This is a genomic window from Halomonas aquatica (assembly GCF_040196335.1).
Classification (GTDB): domain Bacteria; phylum Pseudomonadota; class Gammaproteobacteria; order Pseudomonadales; family Halomonadaceae; genus Halomonas; species Halomonas aquatica.
Genome location: NZ_JBEGCJ010000007.1, coordinates 80,955 through 105,328, shown reverse-complemented (window position 1 = coordinate 105,328; position 24,374 = coordinate 80,955). Strand labels below are relative to the sequence as shown.

At 58.6% G+C, this 24,374-nt stretch carries 20 protein-coding genes and 1 pseudogene; 7 read left to right on the top strand and 14 right to left on the bottom strand.

Annotated features, from left to right (window positions below):
- Positions 1-914 precede the first annotated feature (914 nt).
- On the top strand, positions 915-1,220 hold the full coding sequence (locus tag ABE960_RS14625) for a hypothetical protein (RefSeq protein ID WP_349763036.1): 306 nt from the start codon (positions 915-917) through the stop codon (positions 1,218-1,220).
- Between the two features lie 104 nt (positions 1,221-1,324).
- Positions 1,325-1,945 carry a hypothetical protein gene (locus ABE960_RS14620; protein WP_349763035.1) on the top strand — a complete coding sequence of 207 codons (621 nt, stop codon included), beginning with the start codon at positions 1,325-1,327 and terminating at the stop codon, positions 1,943-1,945.
- A gap of 206 nt (positions 1,946-2,151) precedes the next feature.
- Here the strand turns inward: ABE960_RS14620 and ABE960_RS14615 are convergent, their stop codons facing one another.
- On the bottom strand, positions 2,152-2,427 hold the full coding sequence (locus ABE960_RS14615) for a hypothetical protein (RefSeq protein ID WP_349763034.1): 276 nt from the start codon (positions 2,425-2,427) through the stop codon (positions 2,152-2,154).
- Positions 2,428-2,696: 269 nt separating this feature from the next.
- Positions 2,697-2,888: pseudogene (locus ABE960_RS14900) on the bottom strand (HGGxSTG domain-containing protein); the annotation flags it as partial.
- A gap of 452 nt (positions 2,889-3,340) precedes the next feature.
- Between ABE960_RS14900 and ABE960_RS14610 the strand changes: the two are divergent.
- Complete coding sequence (locus ABE960_RS14610) at positions 3,341-3,823, top strand: hypothetical protein (protein ID WP_349763033.1); 483 nt, start codon at positions 3,341-3,343, stop codon at positions 3,821-3,823.
- A 124-nt stretch (positions 3,824-3,947) separates the two neighbouring features.
- Here ABE960_RS14610 and ABE960_RS14605 read toward each other — a convergent pair whose 3' ends face one another.
- Positions 3,948-4,307: a hypothetical protein gene (locus ABE960_RS14605; RefSeq protein ID WP_349763032.1), complete on the bottom strand. Its 360-nt coding sequence runs from the start codon at positions 4,305-4,307 to the stop codon at positions 3,948-3,950.
- Between the two features lie 844 nt (positions 4,308-5,151).
- The gene (locus tag ABE960_RS14600) at positions 5,152-5,322 is read right to left on the bottom strand and encodes a hypothetical protein (RefSeq protein ID WP_349763031.1); all 171 of its coding nucleotides are present in this window, start codon (positions 5,320-5,322) and stop codon (positions 5,152-5,154) included.
- Between the two features lie 395 nt (positions 5,323-5,717).
- Here ABE960_RS14600 and ABE960_RS14595 point away from each other — a divergent pair, with 395 nt between their 5' ends.
- The 3 genes from ABE960_RS14595 (at position 5,718) to ABE960_RS14585 (ending at position 9,526) form a co-directional block, all read left to right on the top strand.
- Complete coding sequence (locus ABE960_RS14595; protein ID WP_349763030.1) at positions 5,718-6,137, top strand: hypothetical protein; 420 nt, start codon at positions 5,718-5,720, stop codon at positions 6,135-6,137.
- Between the two features lie 350 nt (positions 6,138-6,487).
- Complete coding sequence (locus tag ABE960_RS14590) at positions 6,488-7,429, top strand: tetratricopeptide repeat protein (protein ID WP_349763029.1); 942 nt, start codon at positions 6,488-6,490, stop codon at positions 7,427-7,429.
- A gap of 1,263 nt (positions 7,430-8,692) precedes the next feature.
- Positions 8,693-9,526, top strand: a complete 834-nt coding sequence (locus ABE960_RS14585) for an N-formylglutamate amidohydrolase (RefSeq protein WP_349763028.1) — start codon at positions 8,693-8,695, stop codon at positions 9,524-9,526.
- A 466-nt stretch (positions 9,527-9,992) separates the two neighbouring features.
- On the opposite strand, the gene ABE960_RS14580 is transcribed toward ABE960_RS14585, so the two are convergent.
- Positions 9,993-10,643 (bottom strand): hypothetical protein, encoded by a 651-nt coding sequence (locus ABE960_RS14580; RefSeq protein ID WP_349763027.1) that lies wholly within the window; start codon positions 10,641-10,643, stop codon positions 9,993-9,995.
- Between the two features lie 201 nt (positions 10,644-10,844).
- Here ABE960_RS14580 and ABE960_RS14575 point away from each other — a divergent pair, with 201 nt between their 5' ends.
- On the top strand, positions 10,845-11,915 hold the full coding sequence (locus ABE960_RS14575) for a tetratricopeptide repeat protein (RefSeq protein WP_349763026.1): 1,071 nt from the start codon (positions 10,845-10,847) through the stop codon (positions 11,913-11,915).
- 21 nt (positions 11,916-11,936) lie between these two features.
- On the opposite strand, the gene ABE960_RS14570 is transcribed toward ABE960_RS14575, so the two are convergent.
- From ABE960_RS14570 to ABE960_RS14530, 9 genes are all read right to left on the bottom strand, one after another.
- Complete coding sequence (locus ABE960_RS14570; RefSeq protein WP_349763025.1) at positions 11,937-12,224, bottom strand: hypothetical protein; 288 nt, start codon at positions 12,222-12,224, stop codon at positions 11,937-11,939.
- Positions 12,225-12,228: 4 nt separating this feature from the next.
- Positions 12,229-13,122, bottom strand: a complete 894-nt coding sequence (locus ABE960_RS14565; RefSeq protein ID WP_349763024.1) for a hypothetical protein — start codon at positions 13,120-13,122, stop codon at positions 12,229-12,231.
- A 243-nt stretch (positions 13,123-13,365) separates the two neighbouring features.
- Positions 13,366-13,644 carry a hypothetical protein gene (locus tag ABE960_RS14560; protein WP_349763023.1) on the bottom strand — a complete coding sequence of 93 codons (279 nt, stop codon included), beginning with the start codon at positions 13,642-13,644 and terminating at the stop codon, positions 13,366-13,368.
- Between the two features lie 161 nt (positions 13,645-13,805).
- Positions 13,806-14,771 (bottom strand): tetratricopeptide repeat protein, encoded by a 966-nt coding sequence (locus ABE960_RS14555; protein WP_349763022.1) that lies wholly within the window; start codon positions 14,769-14,771, stop codon positions 13,806-13,808.
- A 128-nt stretch (positions 14,772-14,899) separates the two neighbouring features.
- Complete coding sequence (locus ABE960_RS14550) at positions 14,900-17,773, bottom strand: ATP-binding protein (protein WP_349763021.1); 2,874 nt, start codon at positions 17,771-17,773, stop codon at positions 14,900-14,902.
- The gene (locus ABE960_RS14545) at positions 17,773-20,196 is read right to left on the bottom strand and encodes a DUF2357 domain-containing protein (RefSeq protein WP_349763020.1); all 2,424 of its coding nucleotides are present in this window, start codon (positions 20,194-20,196) and stop codon (positions 17,773-17,775) included. The genes ABE960_RS14550 and ABE960_RS14545 overlap by 1 nt, the downstream gene beginning before the upstream one ends.
- Positions 20,197-20,202: 6 nt before the next feature.
- Entirely contained in the window at positions 20,203-22,737 is a 2,535-nt protein-coding gene (locus ABE960_RS14540; RefSeq protein ID WP_349763019.1) for an McrB family protein, read from the bottom strand.
- The gene (locus ABE960_RS14535; RefSeq protein ID WP_349763018.1) at positions 22,734-23,330 is read right to left on the bottom strand and encodes a hypothetical protein; all 597 of its coding nucleotides are present in this window, start codon (positions 23,328-23,330) and stop codon (positions 22,734-22,736) included. Before ABE960_RS14535 ends, ABE960_RS14540 begins: the two co-directional genes overlap by 4 nt.
- Complete coding sequence (locus tag ABE960_RS14530) at positions 23,323-24,372, bottom strand: AAA family ATPase (RefSeq protein WP_349763017.1); 1,050 nt, start codon at positions 24,370-24,372, stop codon at positions 23,323-23,325. The genes ABE960_RS14535 and ABE960_RS14530 overlap by 8 nt, the downstream gene beginning before the upstream one ends.
- Positions 24,373-24,374: the final 2 nt, after the last annotated feature.

Sequence of the window (24,374 nt, the reverse complement as noted above, 5' to 3'; positions counted from 1 at the left end):
AGGGCGACCGACATCATGGCCCGGCACCGGCACGCTGTCACTCTGCTGGTTTTCTCACAGTCACGGGCTCTCTGCCCGGTTCCGGTTGGATGATAGCCGACACCTCAGTCGAGGCGCGGGACTTGCTACTCAGCGAGGCGGAAACGAAACGAAGCAGGAGTGCTGGTAAATAGCGCGCGCCTGGGGCTCGGCGTCCCCGCAGGCAGAAGGGGGGGTGGAGTACCTTTTGTCCTACAGCAGCCGTCGCCGATGTCAGGTTTTGTCAGGTCGCTGCCGCCCTCGCCATGTCGGACGGCGCGTGAAGATAGTGCGTGACGCCCGCGCGCGTACTGTTCTGAAAACCTCTCTCGAACTTCGTACCCGACTGTCAGCAACGAGCCGCTCCAGCCGCCGCCGAGTCCCGTGAGCAATGGAGTACGTGATTTGTCAGTAATCTCGTACAGAGAGCATGAGATTCCTGGTCCACGCTGAAGACGGCGCCATTATCTCGCGGCTCAGGTCGCCTAGTGGGTGCGCCCCAGAGACAACTCCTCGGCCACGGACGGCCAGCCCTTATCCGTCATCCAGCACCACGGCGTCGGGTCTCGACAGAGACCCCCTCAGATCGACTCAGAATCGCGCACAAGCGGCGCAGAGCTTCGGCGGGCGCATCGGTAGAGCTCGGGTATGATCGGCGCGCAGGGAGCCACAGCGTCAGCTATCAGGGCTCGTCGGCAGCCTATCGACGTCAACTTTTATCAACCTCTCATGGGGTTTGGGCTCTTACTCCCCGACATCAGAAACCAGTAGATACCCCCCCCGTTACCTCAGTTGCGCCTGGGACACCCTAAAGACCGATAGTAGGCAGACCATCGCAGCTGGAGAGGCTATCGCCTAAGGTGAAGGCCACAGCCCCACTGATAAGGAGAACCCGTATGGGCAAAATTACACGGAGAGGCTTGGCGAAGCCGGACGATCCGATCTTCTCGACTGGGCCAGAGATCAGCTCCAACCACGCGCCGACAGTGGATCGAGATCCCGAGGCGGTGAAGGCCGAACGCGACCTCTTCAGCCGTCTCGGCAAGGTGAAGCAGCCGCCGATGGACAACTTTACCGACTCGACCGGGAAGAGCGGCAGCGGAGATTCGCCGCCGCGCGACCTGGTCGAGCTGGTAGCCCGGCGTCACGGGGTTTCGAGAAAAGAGGCCCAGGAGATGATCGACGAGAGCGGGGAGTACTAGAGCCATTCTGGCTGTCATCAACCTGCAGCAACGACCTCTTCCGGTTCGATGAGCACCGCGTGAGAAAACAGGTGTGGCCTAGGACGACTCATCAAGGAGCAGCAATGAGAATCAAGGCTAGCTGGAAGCGCTTTGCCATAATCATCGCCATTGGGACGACGCTCCCCTACTTGATGGCGAACTTTTTCCCAGTAACCACCTCCTCTTCAGCACAGCAACCAAACCAATCTTCCAGCAGCGATTCCACTGCCCACCTGCCCTCCGAGACATGGATGAGCCCAGATGACCGCTACGGGGCTGTCTTCCCGGGTGAAGTAGAAAAGTTGTCTGGAGAAGGGCGTGACGGGGAAGTAACTGCTTACGTAAGCGGTGAAGAAAGCGACCAAGGCGTCATCGTGTATCAGATCACCCGTTACGCTCTATCCCCTCAGCTCGAAGAACTTGGCCCACGGCGAGCCTTGGAAGCCATCCTCAAAGAGAAATCTCGTCTCGTTTCACCGACGGAGCTCCTGGAGATGGAGTGGCAGTCGTTTGGCACCAATAACAAACGCCTTAGCTACCGGCAAGCATACGACTATCAAGGATCTATCGTGCGAGAACGAGGTTTCTTCCTGACCCACCAAGGTGAGGTTGTCGAAGTGAAAACACAGAGCACCCGACCTGACTCACTTCAGGCGAGCCAGGCCATCGAATACTTCCTCGATTCGTTCGTCATCGTCCATTAGTACTGATGCTCTAGAACAACGATCGGGCTTTTCGCCGCAGCAGCAGCCAACGGCATCGCCAGTGGCGGGCAAACCGCACTGGGTAGGGGTCAAGGGTCACAAGTATCGGACGGGGCGGCGGTATCGCCACAATCACCCGAATTCCGTCCTCTAGGTGAACGCAACGGTTCTTCATCGTGTGGCGGGTCGGCATGCCGATGTCCTCATCACCCCTTCTTTTTACCCTTGGAACTGGCTCGCAGGCGTTCCATATCGGCTTCCAGGGACTCGATACGGGCTTCGGTACGAGTAGCGCGTTGATCGGCCTCTTCCAGGCGAGTGGGATTGACCAAGGGCTCCTCGCTTTCCAGTATCGTCCAGGGCTCTAGTGGACGGTGGTAGACACGAGCGTCCACCGCGTCCACTTCGTCCACCTGGCTGTTTACCTCGCCGGTTCCGGTAGTGATCCAGGGCGCAGACAGGCGATCTTTCGATCCCAACATTTACCAACCTTTCATGGGGTTTGGCGTGATGATCCGTTATCCCTCATGGGCTTTGGGATGACAGGTTTTATAACCCTCTCATGGGATATGGCCAGGGCGCCCCGCCCGTGAGCGAAAATTTACCGATACCGGACCCGCTCGGTGACGTCGTTTACCGGGATACCCTGGCGGCGCAGGCACTCCAGGAACTCGGGGTTCTCCATCGGGTTATAGGGCTCCTCCACCTTCGGCGGCTCGGGTCGCTTGGCCCTCGGACCCGACTTTGGGCCGGTCGATAGCCCGCCATGAAGGCGACAACGGCCTGACGCATACAGATCGCGGCGCTTACACGGTGTCCCGGCCCTCGTCTTGGCACCGCAGCGCAGGTCGCGGCACTCATCGGGGAAAGGCCGGCGTTCGCCTCTGTCGAAGGCTCGTGACCATGCCCGGTATCGTTTCCGCAGCTCGGCTTGATCGTCCATCAGTGGTCCTCCTCAGCGGCCCTTGCTCTACCTGCCTTGGGGCAAGTTGCCCCCGAAGCTCTACCACCTCCTCACGAAGCCTACGCAGCTCATCACGCTGGTCTGTGACCACTTCCAGCAGAGCATCGAACTTGGTCAGGATTTCAACACTGTCGGCCCCTGTCGGGGTGTCTGGTGAAGGTGTCGGTTTCTGTCGGGCAGTAAGTACCAGGGCTGTTCGTCCTAGGCTGGCTGGTCGGAATGGGGATGGGAAGGCTTTGGGGGCGCTGTTTCTGGCCCTGAGGGCTCGGGGCAGGGAGACGGCGAAGGTCAGCGCGTAGCTGCTCTACTTCTCGGCGCAGAGCCACGAACTCCTCAAGCATGGCCCGTGTCAGCGTGTCACTCCGCGACAGAGGATACCACGATGCTAAGTAGGCTAATCTAATAGGTGTCTATCAGTACAAGGAGGTATCGTGAATATCAAGCTGCTCACACTGATTGTAAGCATCACCTTTGCGTCAAGCGCCATTGCAAACCCCAACCTGGAGTTTTCAGAGCGAGGCGATGACTTCAGCAACAAGGTCATTTCCACTTTAAGGGTATCAACCTCGGATACTTCGGCTGCCTCCCTCTACCTTTCGTGCAACCCAGCCGAGGGCCTGAGCGTCCAGCTAGCTACACGGGATGTCATGTTCCCCGACGACCTTCCAGACAACTACATGAGGATCTCTACGACACACAAATTTGAGGAGGCCCCTAAGGCAGACACCACGTATTGGATGATGAACATGATGAAGTACAAGAACAGCTGGTACCGAGGGAACCAGAGGGCTTTCATCGAGCAAGCAGCGAGGTCGAGCCAGCTAAACCTCCGGCTCAATAGACAAGGCACTGTCTATCGCTTCGATTTGAACGGAGCCACCCCTCCCCTTAAAAAAATCCTGGAGAGGTGCTGAGGCACGCCCCAAGCGGCTACAGCTGGCACAGCCATTGCGATGGCGGGGCCCCTGTTCTGTCCTGTAAGCAGGCGGTGGCGATCAGGTCATGATCCCTGGGCGGCAATGTCCCGTAGCTGGTGGTCTAGTCGTGGTCAGGTGGCCATGCTGCATAGCCGTCGATCACGTCCATCGCGTGGCGGATGATGTCGGCGCAGCGGTCGCCCTCTGGCGAACCTTGCAGCTCATTGGCGAGGTTCACCAGGGCGTCGAGTGCGCGGTCCTTGTGACTGGCAGCGCGGGGCGGCTGGTCATGGTTCAGGGCGTCGCGCAGGGCGATGGCGGGCGACGTGTAGAGCATGCCGACGGTGCCATGCCGTGCCGTGTCGCGGATGATCTCCCCCCGCTCGATGGTGCGGACCTCATAGGAGCCCCCGCCCCGCTCCACGGTGTAGATCTCGATGACGCCGTCCTCATAGGGCCGGTCGATGGTGTAGACGATCATCTCGCGGCCCTCCACGCCCCGAAGACGTCCTTCTCGTCATCGGTCAGCCAGTGGCCGGTCTGCGGGTCGGCAATCCAGGCATCGCCCTCGGCAATGCGGAATTTCATTTGTCGGCCTCCTTGTATCGCTCCATAGCGGCCTGCCAGTCGTCAGGCGTTCCATCCACTTCGACATTGAACGGAGCCGCCCCCGCCACAACCTCAGATTCGCGACGCTCATTGGTGAAGAACACGACTTCATCTCGATCAATTTCCCCCGCACTACCAGGGGCTTGCCGAACGTCTCTCCAAAGCGCATCGCAAAGAAGCAGGCGCAGTCGCGGTCTGTTGACCATGAAAGACCAGCAGCCAGGTCTTGGCGGGACATACCGGATCCGCCGCGCCAGACTGTCAGTGTCTTTTCAGGCAGGTCTACATCACCAAAGTCGGCAGCGGCGAACAAGATCCCAAGGCTAACCCCTCGCTCCCGGCATGCGGCTATAAGGTATCCGTGGTCACACTCCCAGCATCTGCGCAGGAAACTTCCAAGGGCCGGCGCCGCAATGCCGTGCTCTGCCAAAGCAATAGCCATGTGCCCACGCTTGCAGTCTGGCAGGGCAGTCATCAGCCCCTCGGCGGCGTCGGGGTCGCCGGCCAGGGTGCCCGCTATGTAGCACTGCCCCCATGGCGGCGTCATCTGCTCAATGCTCATTGGGTGGCCTCCAGTCGTGTCAGGCGAGCCAGGCGTAGAGCAAGGTCGATGGTCGCCCGGTTCAGCGGCTCGTGTCGGTACTGGCTCAGGATCTCCACACCGTTTTCGCCGTGTCATGCGCCCGGACGGCGGCCACCGTCGCGGGTGCGCTTCATCACGCCTTCTTCCGGCGCTCCTTCCTGATGAAAGCCTCGATGGCCTCCACCATAAGTTCGGATCTCGTCACCTGATCCCCGGTCGCCTGGCGACGCTGGCGGGCGATGTCGTCCAGCTCCTGACGCAGCTCGTCCGGCACCCGGCACGTAATCATGTAGCGGTCGCTCATGGCGGCATCCTGTCGTCGGTAATACTGACATACTAGCAGACACGAGCCGGCGGGCAATGCCTGTTCTGTCCTGTAACCAGGGCGACGACGGTTCGCGCTCTCTCGGTTCCGGTACGAGGCATTGGTACGAGCCGCTCGATGCCCCCGTCTGCGGCCCGATGTCGTCTGCTGCTGTGCTGCCCTGCCCGTGAGCGACGACCTTCTCGAAGTTCAGTGTCAGGCCGAAGAGGATAGCGACGAGTGCTAGGCTTCTGATGTGAGAGCCATGGAAGGCGGCTGTCGGCCTCGGGGCCAGAGTGACGTCGCAGGTCAGATCATTGAAGCCGACGCCTCAGCGGCCAGGATGAGTCGCCTCGACGGGGGCTTCGCGGATAACAACTGGAAGGAGAATCCCGATGGGCAAGATTATCAACAAAGGCTTGGCGAAGCCGGACGATCCGATCTTCTCGACTGGGCCCGAGATCAGCTCCAACCACGCGTCCAGAGGGTCTTCGATGACTTCATCCGCCACTACGGATGGAGCAGCCCAGGGTCACGATGACCGCGTTGGAGACTTCGAGGACGAAGCCGATCAGGACTCGAGTCAGGCCAGTGCTCAGCGCCCGGAAAAGGAGCGTCAGAAAGAGCGGGAGCTCTTCGCCAGCATGATGCGGACGAGACAGTTTCCAATCGACCAGAGGCTCGACAACGACGCGACTGAGAGCAGCAACAGCGCCGCTTCACCGCCGCGCGACCTGGTCGAACTGGTAATGAGAGATCACGGAGTTTCCAGAGAGAAGGCCCAGCAGCTGATCGACGAGAGCGGGGTGTACTAGCCGCCCTCGAGTCCAGGACCGTGTTCGAGCGCCGCCTCGACACCCATGATCTGGCCCTGACTCAAGGTCACTTCTCGGACCTCCATATGGCGTCCACCAGGCTTCGCCAGTCCGGGGCGGTCATCGCTGGAGTGTCGTCCTTGCTCGCCTCGTGCGGCTTCTCCGGGCGATCTAGATGGGTGTCTACCGTGCCCACTTCATCCACCCCAGCGTCCACCTTCGGTGCCGGGACAGACACGCATGACCTCCGAGGTCAGGGTCAGTAATCAGAATCTCACCTGGAGGGTCTGCAGCAGCCCGAGAGGATGATCTAGGCTGGGGGCCACAGAAATGGAAATGGAGCCTCAAGTATGCGTCGTCTCATCCAGGTATCACTGCTCGCCGCCGCCATGAGCCTGTCAGGCTTTACCGTTGGTCAGTCTTTTGAAGCGGGCCTCGAGGCCTACAAAAGTGGGGACTACTCAACGGCCATAGAAAACTTCAGGCCTCTCGCCGAGCAGGGCAATCCCTTAGCTCAATTTAACCTCGGCTATATGAACTTCAATGGGGAGGGCGTACCGAAGAGCTACCGCGAGGCATCTAAGTGGTATCGTCGCGCTGCCGAACAGGGTGTCACCAGAGCCCAGGTAATACTCGGGAAGATGTACAACTACGGCCATGGTGTCCCTCGGGACGATCGTGAGGCCGCTAAGTGGTTTCGCCGCGCCGCCGAGCAGGGTGTCACTAGAGCCGAGTACAACCTCGGACTTATGTACACGAGCGGCAGAGGCGTCCCGCAGAGCTACAGCGAAGCATCCAAGTGGTTTCGACGTGCGGCCGAGCAGGGGGATGCCGACGCCCAGGTAATGCTCGGATTGTCGTACAACGGCGGTGAAGGCAATACGCAGAACCACGGTGAGGCCGCTAAGTGGTTTCGCCGCGCCGCCGAGCAGGGTAATGCCTCTGCCCAGTTCAACCTCGGTTATTTGTACGACAGCGGCGAGGGCGTCCCGCAGAACTTCAGGAAGGCCGCTCAGTGGTACCGCCGCGCTGCTGAGCAGGGTGATGATCGTGCCCAGTACAACCTGAGTATCATGTACTTCAATGGCGAAGGTGTATCCAACGATCCTGTTATTGCGTACGTCCTTGCGAATCTGGCAGCCGCCCGCGGCAACCGAAATGCCAGCAAAAATCGCGACATAAGTCTCGAGTCACTCTCCAGTGAACAGATCTCCGAGGGCCAACGCCTCGCCTCCCAATGGCAGGTGGGGACTCCTCTCCCCACCACGAAAGACACCAAGACCTGGCCCTGATCGATTAGCGACAAGCTTTGGGACAGTAATCTCCACCTCCTGGTCCCGAGTAGCACGGTCCCCCCGGTCCCGAGTAGCAAGCCCCCCCTGGCCCGTCATAGGCCGCCCCGCCGGGTCCGTCATAGCGTGGACCGCCGGGTCCGTCGTAGGCTGCGCCGCCGGGTCCGGAATACTCTGGACCGCCAGGTCCGTCATACCTCGGTCCACCCGGCCCGTCGTAAGCTGCGCCGCCGGGTCCGGAATACTCTGGACCGCCAGGTCCGTCGTAACACGGGCCTCCGGGTCCGTCGTAACCTATGCAAGTTGCGAGAGCGGGCTGGATGGATAAAGCCAACAAAATTCCTACTACCGGCTTGAGCATCTTCATGAATGTCCTCCCTGACAAAAATCTGGCCGATCATTTTTTTCAGTCCACTCCGACCACAGCAAACATACGCCAACACCAGCATAAAAGTGAACATCGCGACCATCACCGGCACCGGCACCGGCACGCTGTCACTCTGCTGGTTGGCTCACAGCCGCGGGCTCTCTGTCCGCTTCCGGTTGGATGATGGCCGGCACCTCTGTCGAGGCGCGGGACTTGCTACTCAGCGAGGCGGAAACGAAGCCAAAACGAAACTGCCGTAAATAGCGTGCGTCTGGGGCTCGGCGTCCCCCCAGGTAGGAGTAGGCGGTGGAGTACATGACCCGTCGGCGATCTCGTACAGCGAACCTGAGAGTCCTGGTCCACGCTAAAGACGGCGCCATTATCTCGCGGCCCCGGTCGTCTAGTGGGTGCGCCCCAGAGACAGATTCACGGCCAAGGACGGCCAGCCCTTATCCCTCATTCAGCACCACGACGTCGGTCTCGATAGAGCCCACCTCAGATCGCCTCAGAATCGGACGCGAGAGCCGCTAGGCTTCAGGTATAGCTACAGGGTACAGTCGTGATGATCCAGCAGAGAGACGAATAGGGCCTTCAGGGCGGTGGTTCCGGCGCCTATCTCAACAATCTTCAAAACAGGGGAGTAGTCATGAAAAAACCGCAGTCACGATCACCGCTCTCCTGGCGGTCTGAAGATCGAAAGCGCCATGAAAAATAGAGCCGAAGAATTTTCACAGACAGGAAGTAGGAAAGGAGACGCAGGCCTCAAAGGTAGAACGGTCAGGGCTAAAGATTGGGGAATAGCAACATATTTTTATTCTTCCTCACCTTGGAATAATTCAGAATTGATGGTTTCCAAATTCAGACTATGAAAGCTTGATGAGCTCGAGGGGTAAAGTATGAAGCAAAATGCTGGGCCAGAACGGTCATTGGGAAAGTGGCCTATCATTGCGCACATTCCCCACAGCAGTATGGCAATACCCGAAGACGATCAGACGGGGTTTCTCCGCTCGAAAGAAAAGCTCGTGCATGAGGTAAAAAAACTTAACGATCATTTCACTGACAAAATTTTTAATTCGTCGCTTGATGAAGTCACCTCGCTCATTTTTCCGGTCAATCGATTTTTGGTTGATGTCGAGCGTTTTGAAAAAGACGATGCCGAGCCGATGGCCGCCCAAGGCATGGGGGTGCTTTACACACATGACACCGAGGGCAGAAGGTTTCGGGAGGATTTGAGTTCCAATGCCCGGGAGAAGCTGGTGTCGAAATACTATCGGCCACATCACCAAAAATTGGAGAAACTCGTCAAGCAGGCCATTGAAAAAAACGGGAGCGTTATGATTATCGATGGACATTCCTTTCCGGCGCAGGCGCTTCCCTGCGATCAGAGTCAGGCCCCGAACCGCCCGGACATTTGTCTCGGGACTGACGACTTTCATACGCCGTCATGGCTTGTCGAAATGGTGAAAGATCATTTCGAGGCGCAGGGTTTCTCCGTCAGCATCAATCATCCCTACTCGGGGACCATGGTTCCTCTGGTGAGGTATCAGAAGGATCGAAGAGTGTCGTCCATCATGATTGAGATAAACCGACATCTCTATCTGGGGTCAGATTTTGAGTTGAGGGAATCAGGCTTTCGAAAAGTTAAGGACTGTGTTGAACGACTGTATTCTCGGATTCAGAAAAAGGCTGCGAGAAACCCTCCGGATTTTGTTCCTGAACTCAAACAATAAGCGCAGCATCTATGATATCTAGGGCTGGCCCTTCAGCATTTCCCGATATAGCCTGCTGGCCTCTTCAGGCTCCATGTTGGGAGCAACTAGCTCTACCCTGTTTACAGCCTCAGTTTTGCCACCATGCTCGTGGCGATCCGTGAAGAGCTTTAGGTGCTTGCCGAGCATCTCATAGCCCTTCAGGGCATTGGCAGCGTCGTACCGGTAGGCGACGGCTATCTCGACATCGGGCGTCTAGAATATCTGGGGCGATTCAGTCGCGAAATTCCGTGCACAGATTCCAGAAGCCGAGTGTTAAAGTGAATGACTCCCACTGACCATCCATTTCCACTTCGAATCTGGTCCAGTTGCGAATGAAGTAAACGCCGCGGTTTGGCCGGCCAACTCGGATGCCATAGATCGGGTTGTCGCGGGATCCTCCTCGCCAAGCACTTGCTTGCATAAAATCTCCTGGAGCAGTCGCGGCTCACTCTGAGCGCACCGGATAGCAGGCATCGCCCCAGTGCCGCTGCGTGTTATCCAGCAGGATCTCAATGATGGCCGGTACCATATCGCCCATGACCTTGTTGGCGTCACGCAGTTGCTCCCGGTTCACCGAGCTGCCCCAAGTCGCACCTCCGTGGATCAGCTGGTTTCGCAGGGTGTAGAGGCGCTGGAAGACGATGCTCAGCACCGTGCCGGTGGCTTGGTTGGCCAGCGCGGCATGTGCTGCCTTACGGGCAGATGCAAAACGCTGCTCCCAGTCGTCACTGCCGGGAAAACCATTCTGATGATCCCAGTAGGGTTGGAAGACATAGCGATTGTCGAGAAGCAGACGGATCGCGCCGGGGTAGCGTCGCCAGACCAGGCCATAGAGATGGTTGTGGCCATCAAGCTGGCTCAGACGTTGCAGGAATTCCCCCAGAAGGCGGCTTTCGGCCATGCGCATGTCGCCCAGGTCGTTGGCGTAGGCGGCGTTGAAGGCGATCCACAGGAAGATGAACCGGCCGTCCTCGTCATCGCACAACTCGGCGCGATTCAACCAGCTCAGTGCCCGGTGGATGCGTAGGGCGATGCCCTCGGCATGGTGTTCGCGTTCGGCGCGCTGGCGAGTCTTGAGCGTGGCGTGGGACAACATGCGGGTCTCCTCCCTGAGGTGATGCTCAACAGTATGGGTCAGAGACTCGATGGCCGCTGAAGTGCCGAGATCCCGGCCGGGATGGAGCAAGTCCCCTGGCAAGTGATCATCGACGTTCACAAGCGCAGCTCATCCTCCATATCCAGGGGCATTCCTTGTTAACATGCTCCACCAGATATCCAACGCCCCGAAGGTGAAGCAATGCTGCAAGCCCCTGAGATCTTCAAACGCAGCCTCGACGACATCAATCTCGATGGGCTGCCGCCGCGAGATGACCCGGGGTACGAGGATGCGGTCCTGCTCACCCTGACGACCCAGTACGCGGCGAAGGGATATTCGGCCGCGCTCGTCGTCCAGGATGGGCATGTGCTGGGCGTCGCGGTCCCGCAGGAAGGCGTCGAGCCCAAGCAGTACATCCTGGGCCTGCTCGAGCACCGCTTCCTGGAGGATGCACTGCCCGCGCTCGAGATCATGGCCGAGATGACCAACGATCCCGAGATACTCTACAACTACGGCGTATGCCTGTCTGAGATGGGCCGCGTCGAGGAATCGGTGGCACCGCTCAAGGCGTGCACCGAGGCCGAGCCCAATTACGCCCATGCCCACGCAGCCCTGGGCTTCTCATTCATCAAGCTCGGTCAGTTGGACAAGGCCGAGAGCGTGCTTCGCGACGCAGCCAAGCAACTGCCCGACGACTTGTGGATCAACCGCAACCTCGCCGGTCTGCTTGCCAAGCGCGGCAAGCACGAGGAAGCCAAGCCATTCTTCGAGCGCGCCCTGGCGGCCAACCCTCAGGATGTCGCAACACTGTATGGTCTGGCGCTGAGCCTGGAGGAAATGGGGCCTCAGAACGCCGAGCAGGCCACTGGCATCTACAAGCGGATCATTGACCTGGATTCGTCGTCACCGATTGCCATCGAGTCCAAGAAGGCGCTGAGCCGCCTCGCCCAAGGCACCATGAAGGAGAAGGCCGACGGTGGCTTGCGCATGGACGCAGTGATGTACATGACCGGCGCCTTCGAGACATTCGAAAACATGGAACAGCAAGAGCTTGCCAAGGTGGTCTTCGAGATCGCCAAGCTCGGCGAGAGCGGGCTCTCCATCAACGACCCGGACAAGCGCTATACGCTCAAGAGCCTGGACGGCGACTTCTCTGGCCTGCAGTTGCTGTCGATGATGCACGTCGGCCTGAAGCAAATCGATCCGTCGCTGGACACCCAGTCCGGCCTCGACGCCGAGTACGACGCGGCCAAGACCATGGCCGGCAAGTAATCTCTCACGCTGGCCGTGAGCTCACCGCTCCCGGCCGCAGCCCAGGATCACGAAGTGGTGCCGCGCCCCCACCAGGCGCGTGCCGCAGCAGGCACAGGGGCTTGAGGATAACTCGTCGTCCCTGCCGCTATCGCCCACGGCGATCTGTCCCTCCTCCCGCTGGATCTCGGCGATGGCCTCCCGGATCTCCTGCTCCCGGCCTTCGGTCTCCTCATCCAGCGAGTAGTCCAGCCCGCTGGCATCGTCGTTGGCGATGATCATCAGGCAGTCCGTACAGACCATGAAGTCGTCGTCGATGACCTCTACCATGCCGCTACTCCTCGACCTGCTCAACGCCAACCGTTTTCCCCGCCCCCACCTCGTAACCACTGACCAGCACATAGCGGCTGCCGCGGCGGTGGTCGGCCCACTTGCCGCGGTAGAAGCGCTCGTCGCGCAGCTGCCGCCAGTAAGGCGATACCGAGCGCGGCGCGGTCATCGCCAAGGAGAGCTCGCGATCCTCACGGTCGACGCCCACCTGAGCGAAGTGGATGCCCTTCCGGCCCTCGGGGTGCTTGTTCTTCATCCAGGTCGGCACGCCGTTCGACTGCGCCTCCGGGTAGGCGGAGATGTACATGCCCAGGGAGAGCACGTAACGCACCACCTCGCGCAGGATCATCCCCTCCTCGTCCGCCAGCGGGGCAGCGCTGCCGCCGGAATGCTCGATGGCCTCGCGGTTGATGAAGTCACTAATCTGCTCGGGCGAAAAGGCGCCGCGAAGCATGGTGGGATTGACGCTTGGCTGGGAGTCCAGCGGATTGTGGACCGCCACCATCAGCCACGCCTCACCTATGCCCTGCATGTCGACGCCGTTGGGGTTGCCGTGGGCGCCCAGGAAGTTCTCGTAGCCTCCGGGCAGCGTGGTGGAGTCCACCCAGGCTACCAGGGCCCCGTCCACCGGAAGCCCATGGAAGGTCTGGCTCGTCGGGAAGGGCAGGGTGCTGAACCCCCAGGGCCATGACCAGGCGTCACCCTGCACCTGGCTGAGCTTCACCGACTGCAGCCACTGCGACAAGGTCGGCTCCAGCACCACCACCTTGCCCTCGCGGGCATGGTGCCACTCGAGCATCAGCACCTCGCCGTTGATGGAGAGCGCGAGCTCTTGATCCTGCAGCATGCTGGCGAACAACTCGGCCTCGACCTTGGGCTTCTTGGGCAAGCCCATCATGTTCATCACCGAGCGGACGTAGCGGCGAGTGAAGCTGGGGTAGTGGCGGTAGGTGGTCTGACTCCGGGGGTCAGCCGGGGGCGGGGATTAGCTTAGCGATGAAGTAATTTAGCACATTCCCAACACAACAAGAATGGACCTGATAATGCTCTGTCTATGTGGGCAATTACCACAGCACGCCCTGCTTCACTTTGAAAAGTAAATCAGGGTAGTTATCGGCACTAGTTATTTAGTCCCGATTAATCATGATCCTCGACCACTATCATCAGCATCTGCCTCAGGATATCCCCACCCACCGGACCAAATACCTCCAGTGCCAGAAGAAGGGGATGGCCCCGCCATCCCGTGATGATAATAAACTCTTCCATCACCGCTTTTAACCTTAGATGCCGCGGACATTAGAACATCTTTTTTCAGTTGAGGAAGCGAGTTAGCCTTTCCCTCTTCAACAGCTTCAGCGACATCGTATTGCCCAGATGCACGAAGCTCGGAAATCAGCTGTTCTTTCAGGGATCTCGACATGAAAACTCCAACATTCCGATTTGTTATTACACTTAATTTTATACACCTATGGAAATTTAATAAAAAACCGTTGCGACGATCCCTACTGTTAATTGGAAAGTACAGCCTATTCATTTCCCAAATTCCCAGCAGAGCCATCTGATAAATAAATCCTCAAACAATCACGGCCATGTCAGCGTATCTTCATGACTTGGCAGCCTAGTGCCAACTTCCCACTGCGCTGTTAAACGTTGACCTTCTTCCACTTGATCCCTAGACAAATAATCAAATAAAATATCTCTGATTTCTTTGGCGCCTTCATGCCCTTGAGCTGCAGACAATGAAGAAAGAAAATATGCAATAACCAAGTCCTCTCTAACCCCTAGGCCTTGCGTATACATACTCGACAGCTGATACTGAGCGTTAGGCACACCTTGCTCAGATGATTTTTTAAACCAATACGAGGCGTTAGAGTGGTTCTGAGGGACCACATCTCCTTCAAGGTAAAACATGCCAATGAAGTATTGCGACCGAGCATCTCCCTCACTTGCCAATACCTCAAATAAATCGAATGCCTTTCTCGCATCTTTATCTAAAATATCACCTTTATAATACTCCATGGCAAGTACATACTTCGCAGATAAAGATCCATTTTTCTCAGCCTCCATTAGCCAATTTATAGCTTCTTCAGGATCCCTCTCAACTCCTTTACCCTCCAAATAAAAAAGTCCAACATTATATTGAGCCGTGACATAAATACTACCGGGATTACTTGGATCTAAGGATTCCTTCGAATTCGCTAGATTTAAATACCAAGAAAAGATTTCTTCGCTCGTTCCCCCCTCGCCTCTCGAATAGAGTAAATCTAAGTTTAAAATTGCCACGGCATTTCCTTTGTTAGCAGCCTTTCGAAACCATCTCGCAGCATTCTCTTTATCTTTATCAACCCCCATCCCTGAACTATGTAAAGTACCTATAACAACCTGCGCTTCAGCATTACCCTGCTCAGCAAATGGCAACAAAATCTCCATTGCCTCCTTGTAGTCACCAGCCTCATATGCGTCGACTCCCTCATCATAGCTGTTAGCGAAAACAGAAGAAGTTGAAATGGCAAAAAAAACCACAACCGTCAAAAATTTCTTAAACATAAAAAACCTTGCTCCAGCATGCTCCAGGCACAATTAACTGTGGCAATAGCCAATCAATCAAAACCACACATTTTATCCATGATTACCCCCAAACGGATAACCAACTTGCTTGACTTAAACATGATTCTTCACTCTCCCTCAAATTCCGAGCTACTAAACTTCAACACATTACAATTTTCCTTGATGGTCCGCTGCAGCGCCTCATCGAAGCCGTCGGCACTGGTGGCCTCGATTTCCACGGAGATCTTGACCTCTACCCCGCTGCGCAGGGAGAACTGCTCGACGACCTCGTCGACCAGCGTGGCGAAGTCCATCTTCGCCTTCAGCGGATCCAACTCGGCGGTGCCATAGAAGTGCTTCTTGATCGCACTGGTGGACACTGGATCAGCGGTAGGTCCACCGCCTGTCGCCCCGCCCATGGGCGCAGGCCCTCCAGTGGGGGCCGTCCCGCATTCGTTTCCTTCTCCGGTGGCTGTAAATCCAGGTTGGCCATCGCTGCTTCCACCCTGTTCCCTGGCACGCTTAGCGGCTTCCTCAGCCAGATTGTCGCGATACGCCTTGGCTGCTTCACGCTCGATGATGAGGGCTTCGCTATCCAGCCCACCGATGCTGCCTTGGCCAAAGGCGAAGCCGAGGTAGGTGTCTCCTTCCTTGCCCGAGGCGTAGCCGAAGAAGTCTTCCGAGGCGACACCCTGGTGCATGGCGTTCTTGAAGACCTGATCGTTCACCAGACGCGGCAGGTAGAGGTAGTGGCAGCAATCCTGCCAGACCTTGAGGGCACTGACCTCACTCACGCCATCCTTGAAGTACCATTGATTGAGGATGTTGCGCAGGAAGATCGGCGACCACTCGTAGATCAGCCATTCTTCCTCGCGCAGCTTGTTCTCGATCGTCTCGACCAGGTTCGGGGTCGTGGTGGATATCTGCACCACCTCCCACTCTAGCTTGGGTTTGCCCTTTACGAATTCCTCTACCGGCGCCATCAGCCACTTGTAAGTCTCACGGATCAGCTGCGACAGGGAGGAGTCCGCGGCATCTCGGCTCTGCTTGGCTTGTCGCAGGTGGACGAGATCCTGGTTGAGGGTGCCGCTATCGATGTCTTCGACGATGGATTTCCAGGCCAGGAAGGTACGTGCCTGGTCTTTCAGGCGGCTGACTACGTCAAAGTCGGCGGCCAGGAAGATCAGGCGGTTCTGCTTCTGTCGAGGCTGATCGCCGCGGTTGCGCAGGATCTCCTCAGCCGCATTGTAGGCCTGGTTGGTCTCGGTGCGGCTGAAGGCGGCATTGGTGGGCACCACCACCAGGCGGGGCCCTGAACCATACTCATCCGGCACATCGCCCGATGGGTTGAAGACATGAATGCCGGCGAAATGGTGCTGACGCCCCATCAGGCGAGTGGTGCGCTCTTTCAGAAGGGGAATCAGCGCGTCACGCTCACTGATGTTCTGCTTGCGGCTCTCCATCTCACGACGCAGGTTGGGCTTGGTGTCGAACCAGAAGCGATCCTGCTCGGAATAGAGGTAGTGCAAGCGATCACGCAGGCGCTTGAGCACGTCCTCGAAGACACCGAGAGACTGGCCCGGCTGTGCAGCCCCCAGCAGAATCCGCTCCTGCTTGATGCCGCGGGCCGCCTGGACACTGTTGGAGGCGGCGCTACCGAGGAAGATGGTCCGTGCGGCACGCCGAGCGGCCTGCATACTCCCGAACAGGGCAATCTGGCTGTCAAGATCAAGGGCGGCGGAACGCGGTCCATCCACCTCACGCTCGATCACCGGTTGCCAGCCTTGAGGGAGGTAGTGAATGCTCTTATCGCGCACGCTGCTGTCTTCCAAAGGAAGTGACCCCGGCATGATCAAAGCGTCGCGGTTGCCCGATACCCACAGCTGGTGAATCACGATCGCCATGTACTGCAGCACACCGCGGGTACGCTGGAATTTATCCAGCGTCGACCAGTCTTCGTAGAGACGGTCGAACACCTCGGGATGGATCGGGTAGGAACGACACAGGCGCTCGAAGTACTCGTTGGACTGTGTCTCGGTGGGAAACTTCTCGGCATGCTGCCGATAGAAATCCGAAAACTGGCGGCTGATGCCTTCCACCTCGGCGCGATCGCCCGCGTTCTCGAACAGGCGGCGACGCACGATCTCGAAGGCTTCCTCGGTGCCCACCGGCTTCCAAACCGACTCCACGCGGCCGAAGAACTTCTCAAGAGCAAGCAGGGTCTCTTGACCTCTAGTGCCACCAACTTCCAGCTCCGACTCAGGCAGCGATGCCAGCAGGATGGCGTTAGGTACCGCCTTCATCGCCTCGGTCAACGCCTGGATAAAGCTGATGTTGCTGTCGTAGGTACCGGCTGAGTAGGTCTTGCCCGGCTCAAACTGACGTATATACGACACTAGCTCATCGACCAGGATGACGCAGGGCGCTGCCTTCTTCAGCAGCTCCACCAGTACCTGCTTGCCGGGCGAAGTGCCTTGCTCATGGGAGTCCTTGACCATGGCCAGGCCTTGGTCGCTCAGCAGCTGCCAAGCGAGCTCCCCCCACAGCGTGGAGACCTTCTGCCCTTCCTTTTTCACCGACTGCTGGCTCGGTGCCATGTTGATCCCGTCGATCACCGCGACGCGAGCGCTTGGCAGCTCGCTGATACCGGCCTCGTCCAGCACCGGCGACACGCCATGCAGCTTATCGGTAGACGTCTTGCGCGAGGCCATGTGGTAAACCGCCAGCATGGTGTGGGTCTTACCCCCACCAAAGGCCGTCTGCAGCTGGATGACCGGGTCACCACCATGGCCCGCGAGGCGCTGGGCCACCGAGATCAACAGCAGCCGCATCCCCTCGGTGATATAGGTGCGCGCGAAGAACTTCTCAGCGTCCTGATACTCCTCCTCTGCGGTGCCGGTCGCCACTTGCGTAATGTCAGCAGCGAATTCCGACTGCTTGAATGTGCCTCCCAGTACATCCTTGTGTGGCGTAGCAATGTCTCGCCAGGCTTTCAGTGACATTATGACGGCTCCACGTCTGATTCTGGTATGAACTCTAGATCGCTCACTGGTCTGCCAGTGCTCTGATCGATGTCTTGGTTGCGATTGCGCTGTACACGCACCACCGGGTAGCGAGTCTTCAGCGTCTTCCATTTAATGAACTGCTCCCAGCTGTCAATAAACTGCAGCTGCGGCTCTTGCTCGTCGATCGCCAGCTCCAGGCCCAGCCGGGAAATGAAGTAGCGACCGGTGCGGTTGCCCTTCATCTGGTAGCCGGACAGCAGGCTGATGCGCTGGATCGGGCCCAGGCGATACACGTAGTAGGGCTGGTCGGGCTTGCTGGGCGCCCAAATCGTGCCGGTGCGCCTGAGCTCCTTGCCCAGCAACACCTCGATGCCCAGCACATCCGCCCAGCCGATGATCGAGCGGCTCGATTGGTCATAGAGCGCCACCGCCTTCACTTCATGCAGCGGATAGCGCGATGACTCATGGCGTTGGGTATAGAAGACCTGGTGCTCGAAATGGTACTGCAGCCTCGCCGACCGCTGCCGGGAGGGTATCAACCCCACCATCACCAGATCCTTGCTCGACTGGCGGCGCTGCTGATAGACCCGGTTATCGTAGTGATAGAGCGACTCGGTGATCACCTCACCCGGCTGCTCGAACAGGCTATCCAGATACTGCCGGAACAGAGCGTTCTTTCTGGTTCGGCCAGGCTGCAGCGGAATCGCCCCGATGTTGACCTTGTCGATGCTCTGGTAGAAGGGGTGCTCAACGAAGTCCTGCTCGTCCTCGGGGTAAGGGAACAGGATCACGCCGCCGATGCTTTTGTTGGCCACCTTGACGGTTTCATCCTGCCCCTGCTCCCAGAGAATGGCATCACGATAGCGATGCAGCTGGGCGATGGTATCCAGCGGCGGCCCATAAGGATTCGCCGACGCCGGGTAGCCGGCCGACTCGCGATCGAAGCGGTACTTGGCGTCCATCACCACCTTGAATGACTTCTTGTCCCGATCCTTGCCGAAGCCGCTACGCGAGAACTCGATGAACTGGTCTGGGCGCTGATCGAAAGTGTAGGTATAGGGCACGCGCTGGAACAAGCGGTTGAAGTAGATCGAGATATCGTCGCCCGTGCCGCGCTGCACGAAGTTGACCCCCGAGCACTTGCCCTTCTTCAGGCTCACCTTGAAGCGGTTGTGCTCCAGCTTGATGATGTCATTGCTGGCCAGGTCGTACTTGGGGTTCTCACGCAGCAAGCTGACCGTCTTCAGGAAGCACCAGTATTCGTAGATGGTGGCGACATCCTTGTAATCCATCTTGAACAACGGGTGTTCGGCCATGGTAAGGCCTTTCCGCAGCAGCAGAAACCGGTGGTAAAACTCCTTGTACCCCGGGGCCATGGTCAGCACCGTGGAAAAAAACATCTGGTGGTTGAAGGTGCCCACCTCGCTGAGCACCGGGCCCCGCAGGCGGCGGCGAAGGTGCGACTTGCTGCGCTCCAGCGCCTCTACCTCAAGCTGAATACGCTGTGGATCCAGCCCCTGCTTACCGCTCAGGTGCCTAACGGCTCGCTGAATCTGGCGCAATATGTCGGTGATCGCCCAGGCGACGAAACGGTTCTCCTGGGTGTCGTAGCTGATGCGCTTGTGCTGCTCGCTCAGGTGCGATAGCTCGACACCGGGGGCGACCTGCAACCCACCCCCGCGGCAATAGCGGTCTGGCCGCTGGGTGGCTGCCTTGATCGCCCGGGGCGTCGCGCGCTTCACCCGGTGGATGGGTTTCACCCGTGACTCCTTGCGCAGGTCGGACTTGGGTGAGCGCAGCAGCGTATCCAGGCTCTGCTCCAGGCTGTGATAGAGCGCCTTGAACAGGTTCAGCCATTCCGAGGTCAGCTGGTGGTAGGTCGAGCGCGGCCTGGTCGAGGCGAAAGTCTTGGTAAAGGCATCGAACGCCAATGAATACAAGATCTCGGTTATCTCATCCAGCATGGCTGGAAAGTCATCCTTGTAGTCCAGCTTCTGCGGGAACACCTCGGTATCCAGCGCAAACAGGACCTTGCCACTAGCGTCGCGTACATCGAACCGGGTCAGCCCCACGCTGTTCTCTAGGTTGATGGAGCCCATCAGGCGAGTTTTGCCGTGAAGCGGCTTGGACTTCACCCGCTCCTGGGGGGCGTCATTCACGAACAGCCTGAGCGGAGGCTGGAAATGGCACGTTTCTCCCGGCTCAAACAGCCACTCCAGGCGCTGCCACTCGAAGAACAGCGGCGCTTCCAGGGGCCCCTCCAGCTCGGAGTCATCGAGGTTCAGACTCAGCGCATGGGGAGCGAAGCGCGCCGACTGGGCCTCATGCCGCTGCGCCAGGATCGCCCGTGGTAGCCGCACATCGCTCACCGAGAGGTGGCAAATAGTGCCGTTGGGATGATCGAAGCAGAGCGCGGTCATTTCAACTCACAGCCAGAAGGAAGTGAAACCGTCGTCATGGAAACGCTGCAGCATGAACAGCAGCTTCTTGACGCTACGAGGATACCGAGTGGAGTGCGTGTCGACCTCCTGCTTGATGGTGTAGTACTCCGCCTCTTCGTCGAGGGGCTTTTCGGCCAACAGGCCCAGCAGCTGTATCAGCACCTTGAGCACACTCAGCGAGCTGCCCTGGATGCGCGGCAGCACCTTCTGCATCAGCTGGAAGTCCATGGCCGCGTCAGTGTCGAAGCCGTCTAGGCTCTCCAGCGCCTCTTCGCGGTGCAGGGTCAGGTAGAAGGCCACCTCGTCGCGCACGCGGTAGCCGAAGTGCAGCCCGGCCGGCTCGAGTATGCCGTTGACCCGCATCAGCATGGCCATGGCGCTCGTGAGGGCTTGCTTATGGGCTTCGGTTAGGTCAATTGAATTGAGAAACGGCGTCCTCAGTGCATCAGCATAGACGCCTGAGACCGGTGCCACATCGCGATCCGGGCTTACCCACGCAAGGTCAATATCGTTCATCTCGATGGCGTTGGCCCGGTCCAGCACCTTGCGGCTGAAAGCGTGGGTGGTCTCGTCCATATTTACCGTGCCCACCACCATCAGGTTCTGCGGTAAGTAGACCGGACGACCACCATTGACGTCGGCGCGACTGATCAGCGGCTCGGTGACGATGACGTCGTCGGCGTCGCGCATGCGCGTCTCGATGAAGCTAAGGAACTCCGAGAAATAGTGCTCGACCCGGGCCAGGTTCATCTCATCCAGGATCACGAAGTAGAGCTCATCGGGGTGTTCGATGGCACGTGCCATCACGTCCAGGAGCGGCTTGGTCTCGAACTTGCCCTGGATGTTGGCGTAGCCGATCAGGTCCGAGCTATCGGCCCAGTCCGGGCGCACGGCGATCAGCACGCAGTGGTCGGAGTCACCATAGCCGATGGCTTTGGCAAATTGGCGAACCAGCTGGGTCTTGCCGGTACCCGAGATGCCCGCCAGCATCGCCAGCGGCTTGGTGCGCATGCAGAGGTAGAAGTTGGCTACCTCTGCCAACGAGTAGTGAAAACCCTGACTGGCCATATAGGCCTTCACCCGAGGCAGCCACTCTCTGACAGGGGTTTGGGTGACTCCGACGGGCAGGCGACGCTCCTGGTTTTCATCAAAAAGAGCTTCCTCAGAAAGGGGTTCCTCGCCAGGCGTCTCCTCGGCTTCCTCTACCAACTCGTCGAGTGAAGGCAGCCAGCGCTGGAGCTCCTCAGGCAGGGCTATCGAGTGCCCATCCAGCAGGATCGCCAGAGCCTCCCAGGTAAACTCGAACAGATAGCCAAAATTACCCGTGCCGTCGCGGTTATAAGGGCCACGAACATCGGCCAGAGCCTTCTGCAGCTGAGACTTTTTCTGCCGAATATCGTCCAGGGGGACCGGTTGCTTCAGCTGAACCAGAACCTCCAGCTCGACACGCTGCCCATCACCGCGCCACTCATTGTCGACGTCATCCGGCTGCTGCGCCACGAAAGGCATTGAGCTCGCCCGGGAAACAGCCTGAACCCCACCACCTGCAGCATGGTGAACGATAATGTCACCTGGTCTGACGTCACCAACGGCCTTCCAGTGATTGAAGGTACGACCACCCTTCCCCTCTATGGGCGCCCACAAGTAGGCCAAGCCCTGCTGGGGAGTGAAGGTTTTGCCCTGCATCACATACCACACGCGGGGCTCATGCTCCTGCTCGGGTTCATCGTGGTCGACCACGTGGCCCCGCAACGCCTGATAGCAGGTCTGCAGTTGCAGCGCGACCTCTTCTTCCTGGGCAAACACCTCAAGTAGTAGATTGACCCTTTCCAGGTTGTTCCTGGCGGCATTGGCGCTTACCTCAGGGCCTGAGATGTAAGTGTGTTCACCGCTGCCAAAGGTCTTCCACTGCCACCCCGGCGGCGGGTGCTGTAGCGATTTGACCTCGATACAGACGAACTCTAGATACTTGCCGCTGACCTCAAACGTCTCACCCTGATGGGTGAATCTACTGACATTACTCTCCTCATCGAATTCGGCGAGGATCTTGGTGTCCTGAACGTAGCCAAACAGCACACGGGACGCGCTATTATTGACCACGAAAACCGGGGCACTTTGGTGCAGTCGAGAGAATTTTTCGCGGTTCCAGTAGAAGCGATTCTGGTTGGCCGAGAACAGACGCTTGAAGTTCTCCTGCACCAGGGGTGGCTTTTTCACCTCGTAGACCATCACCGTCAGGCCGGTATCCCCGATCTGACGGGAGTTGCTGACCACCGCAAACTCGAGCTCCTTGAGCGCCTCCACGAAGGGCTCATGGAGCGCCTGTTCCAGCGCCTCAGGGTCGACACGGTGCTGCTTGGTAGTCGCCAGCGCCTCCGCCACCAGCTGCTTGGGGTCGAACCGGTGCCCTTGGTACAGGCATGAGAATCGCTCACCAGGCGGTATACGCTGACCGCTCGCATCGATGGTGCGAATCACATCGCTGCGCGTTAGCTGCTGTACCGCCTGTTCAATACTCATGCCTCACCCCTTATCACCTGGCAATACAGCCCAGCGTCTACCGGATTCTGTTCATTCACCACAAAGCTTCGGATTCCGTAAGGCGCAAGGGCACGCTCCAGTCGTGTCTGCAGGCGAGAGGCCAGGCGTTTGAAGTCACGATGGTTCCAGGTCAGCAGCAGCACGACCGTGAGCGCTGGCGATTGAGCCCGTACAACGTAAAAATCTTCAAGCTCGAGGTCGGCTTTGCGCTGAGCGACGGAGATAGCCGCGAGGGTATCGCGCAGCTTCTCCTCGACTTCATCGACGATAAACGGCTTGCGGCGAGTCACCTGCACCGTGGGCTTCAACCCCTGTTGATCAACCCACTCTCTTGCCTGGTCGACCTCAACGGGCTCTGTTCCTGAGAGCCGAGGACGGTTTTCTGGCTCGTAGCCTTCGCAATCCTTGACCTCGATCCACCAGTGAGTGGGGCCGCCATCGTGTGCAAGAATATCCACGCCCTTGAGACGACTCTTCATCCGCTGGCGGTGCCAGGTGCTGTCGTCATATTTGAGAAGCTGCCATCCCTCAGGAAACTGAAACGTCAGGCGCCCTTCCTGCACCTCAGGCATTGGCCAGCTCCATCTCCCGATCGTACTGGGCCAGCTCTTCGTCGAGGGTGACGAGGTGTTCCAGCCCACTCAGGCTATCGGCAGACTCGACCTGCTCAACCATTCCCTCTCCGCGTACCAAGGCGAAGTAACGCTGGGGTACCGTGTACTGGCGGCTCAGCAAGTCCAACTCCTTGAGCAGGAAGTAGCTGTGGGTCGCAATCAACACCTGAATGCCCTGCTGGCTCAACGTGAAGGCGGCCCGGGCCACCAGCTTGATCAGCTTGGGGTTGAGGTTGGCCTCGGGCTCATCCCAGAACAGGTAGCCCTTGTCGAGCAATGAGCCGGTGGTGATCAGGCGAGCTAGCATCGCCAGCTTGCGTAGCCCCTCGGCCACCAGTGGCATCTCCAGGTTGCCCTGGCCAGGAATACGCAGGTAGAAGCGACCGTTCTTGTCCAGCACCACCTTGCCGCCCATGGCCTCTTCCAGCGGGGCCACCAGCTCGGCCACGGCCTTTTCACGAGCGCCCTTGATGGCGGGTGCGCCCAACAGCTTGCAGAGGTCGATATGGTGCTCTTCGATATCCACATGGCGGCTTTCGTAGAGCGGCAGCAGCCAGTGGTACTGGCTAAGCAACTCACGGGTCGGCAAAAAAACCGGCGCCTTCTCCTGCCAGGCACTGGGTAGCCGGTCGATCTTAACCTCGGTCTGGGAGCGGGTGCTAAAGCTGAAGGCGGTATCCAGCGCCGCCTGCTCGAAGGAGACCGAGACCTTGCAGGTGTGTGCCCCCTGACGACGGCTGGCCAGTCGACCCAGCGACTCGGGCCGAAACACCTTGATCAGCTTGTCGGCGATACCCTTCTGCAGCAGCACCTTGGTGGGATCGGCCACGCTCGGCTCGTTGGCCTGCTCGTGAGCGTTGGCGATCACGCTGTACGCTGCCTTGAGCAGATGCGACTTGCCCGTGCCGTTCTCCCCCACGAAGACGTTTAGCCCCGGCGCGAAATCGAGCCGTGCGTGCGGAAAGAGTGTGAGGTTATCGAGTGCCAACCGCTTCAGCATGC

Bases quoted from the DNA above. Each gene is read 5' to 3' on its own strand.
- ABE960_RS14530 (WP_349763017.1), bottom strand. From the start codon at position 24,372: ATGCTGAAGCGGTTGGCACTCGATAACCTCACACTCTTTCCGCACGCA.
- ABE960_RS14575 (WP_349763026.1), top strand. From the start codon at position 10,845: ATGCTGCAAGCCCCTGAGATCTTCAAACGCAGCCTCGACGACATCAAT.
- ABE960_RS14545 (WP_349763020.1), bottom strand. From the start codon at position 20,196: ATGACCGCGCTCTGCTTCGATCATCCCAACGGCACTATTTGCCACCTC.
- ABE960_RS14570 (WP_349763025.1), bottom strand. From the start codon at position 12,224: ATGGTAGAGGTCATCGACGACGACTTCATGGTCTGTACGGACTGCCTG.
- ABE960_RS14620 (WP_349763035.1), top strand. From the start codon at position 1,325: ATGAGAATCAAGGCTAGCTGGAAGCGCTTTGCCATAATCATCGCCATT.
- ABE960_RS14555 (WP_349763022.1), bottom strand. From the start codon at position 14,771: ATGTTTAAGAAATTTTTGACGGTTGTGGTTTTTTTTGCCATTTCAACT.
- ABE960_RS14605 (WP_349763032.1), bottom strand. From the start codon at position 4,307: ATGATCGTCTACACCATCGACCGGCCCTATGAGGACGGCGTCATCGAG.
- ABE960_RS14580 (WP_349763027.1), bottom strand. From the start codon at position 10,643: ATGTTGTCCCACGCCACGCTCAAGACTCGCCAGCGCGCCGAACGCGAA.
- ABE960_RS14600 (WP_349763031.1), bottom strand. From the start codon at position 5,322: ATGAGCGACCGCTACATGATTACGTGCCGGGTGCCGGACGAGCTGCGT.
- ABE960_RS14625 (WP_349763036.1), top strand. From the start codon at position 915: ATGGGCAAAATTACACGGAGAGGCTTGGCGAAGCCGGACGATCCGATC.
- ABE960_RS14550 (WP_349763021.1), bottom strand. From the start codon at position 17,773: ATGTCACTGAAAGCCTGGCGAGACATTGCTACGCCACACAAGGATGTA.
- ABE960_RS14590 (WP_349763029.1), top strand. From the start codon at position 6,488: ATGCGTCGTCTCATCCAGGTATCACTGCTCGCCGCCGCCATGAGCCTG.
- ABE960_RS14565 (WP_349763024.1), bottom strand. From the start codon at position 13,122: ATGATGGGCTTGCCCAAGAAGCCCAAGGTCGAGGCCGAGTTGTTCGCC.
- ABE960_RS14595 (WP_349763030.1), top strand. From the start codon at position 5,718: ATGGGCAAGATTATCAACAAAGGCTTGGCGAAGCCGGACGATCCGATC.
- ABE960_RS14585 (WP_349763028.1), top strand. From the start codon at position 8,693: ATGAAGCAAAATGCTGGGCCAGAACGGTCATTGGGAAAGTGGCCTATC.
- ABE960_RS14615 (WP_349763034.1), bottom strand. From the start codon at position 2,427: ATGTTGGGATCGAAAGATCGCCTGTCTGCGCCCTGGATCACTACCGGA.
- ABE960_RS14535 (WP_349763018.1), bottom strand. From the start codon at position 23,330: ATGCCTGAGGTGCAGGAAGGGCGCCTGACGTTTCAGTTTCCTGAGGGA.
- ABE960_RS14560 (WP_349763023.1), bottom strand. From the start codon at position 13,644: ATGTCGAGATCCCTGAAAGAACAGCTGATTTCCGAGCTTCGTGCATCT.
- ABE960_RS14540 (WP_349763019.1), bottom strand. From the start codon at position 22,737: ATGAGTATTGAACAGGCGGTACAGCAGCTAACGCGCAGCGATGTGATT.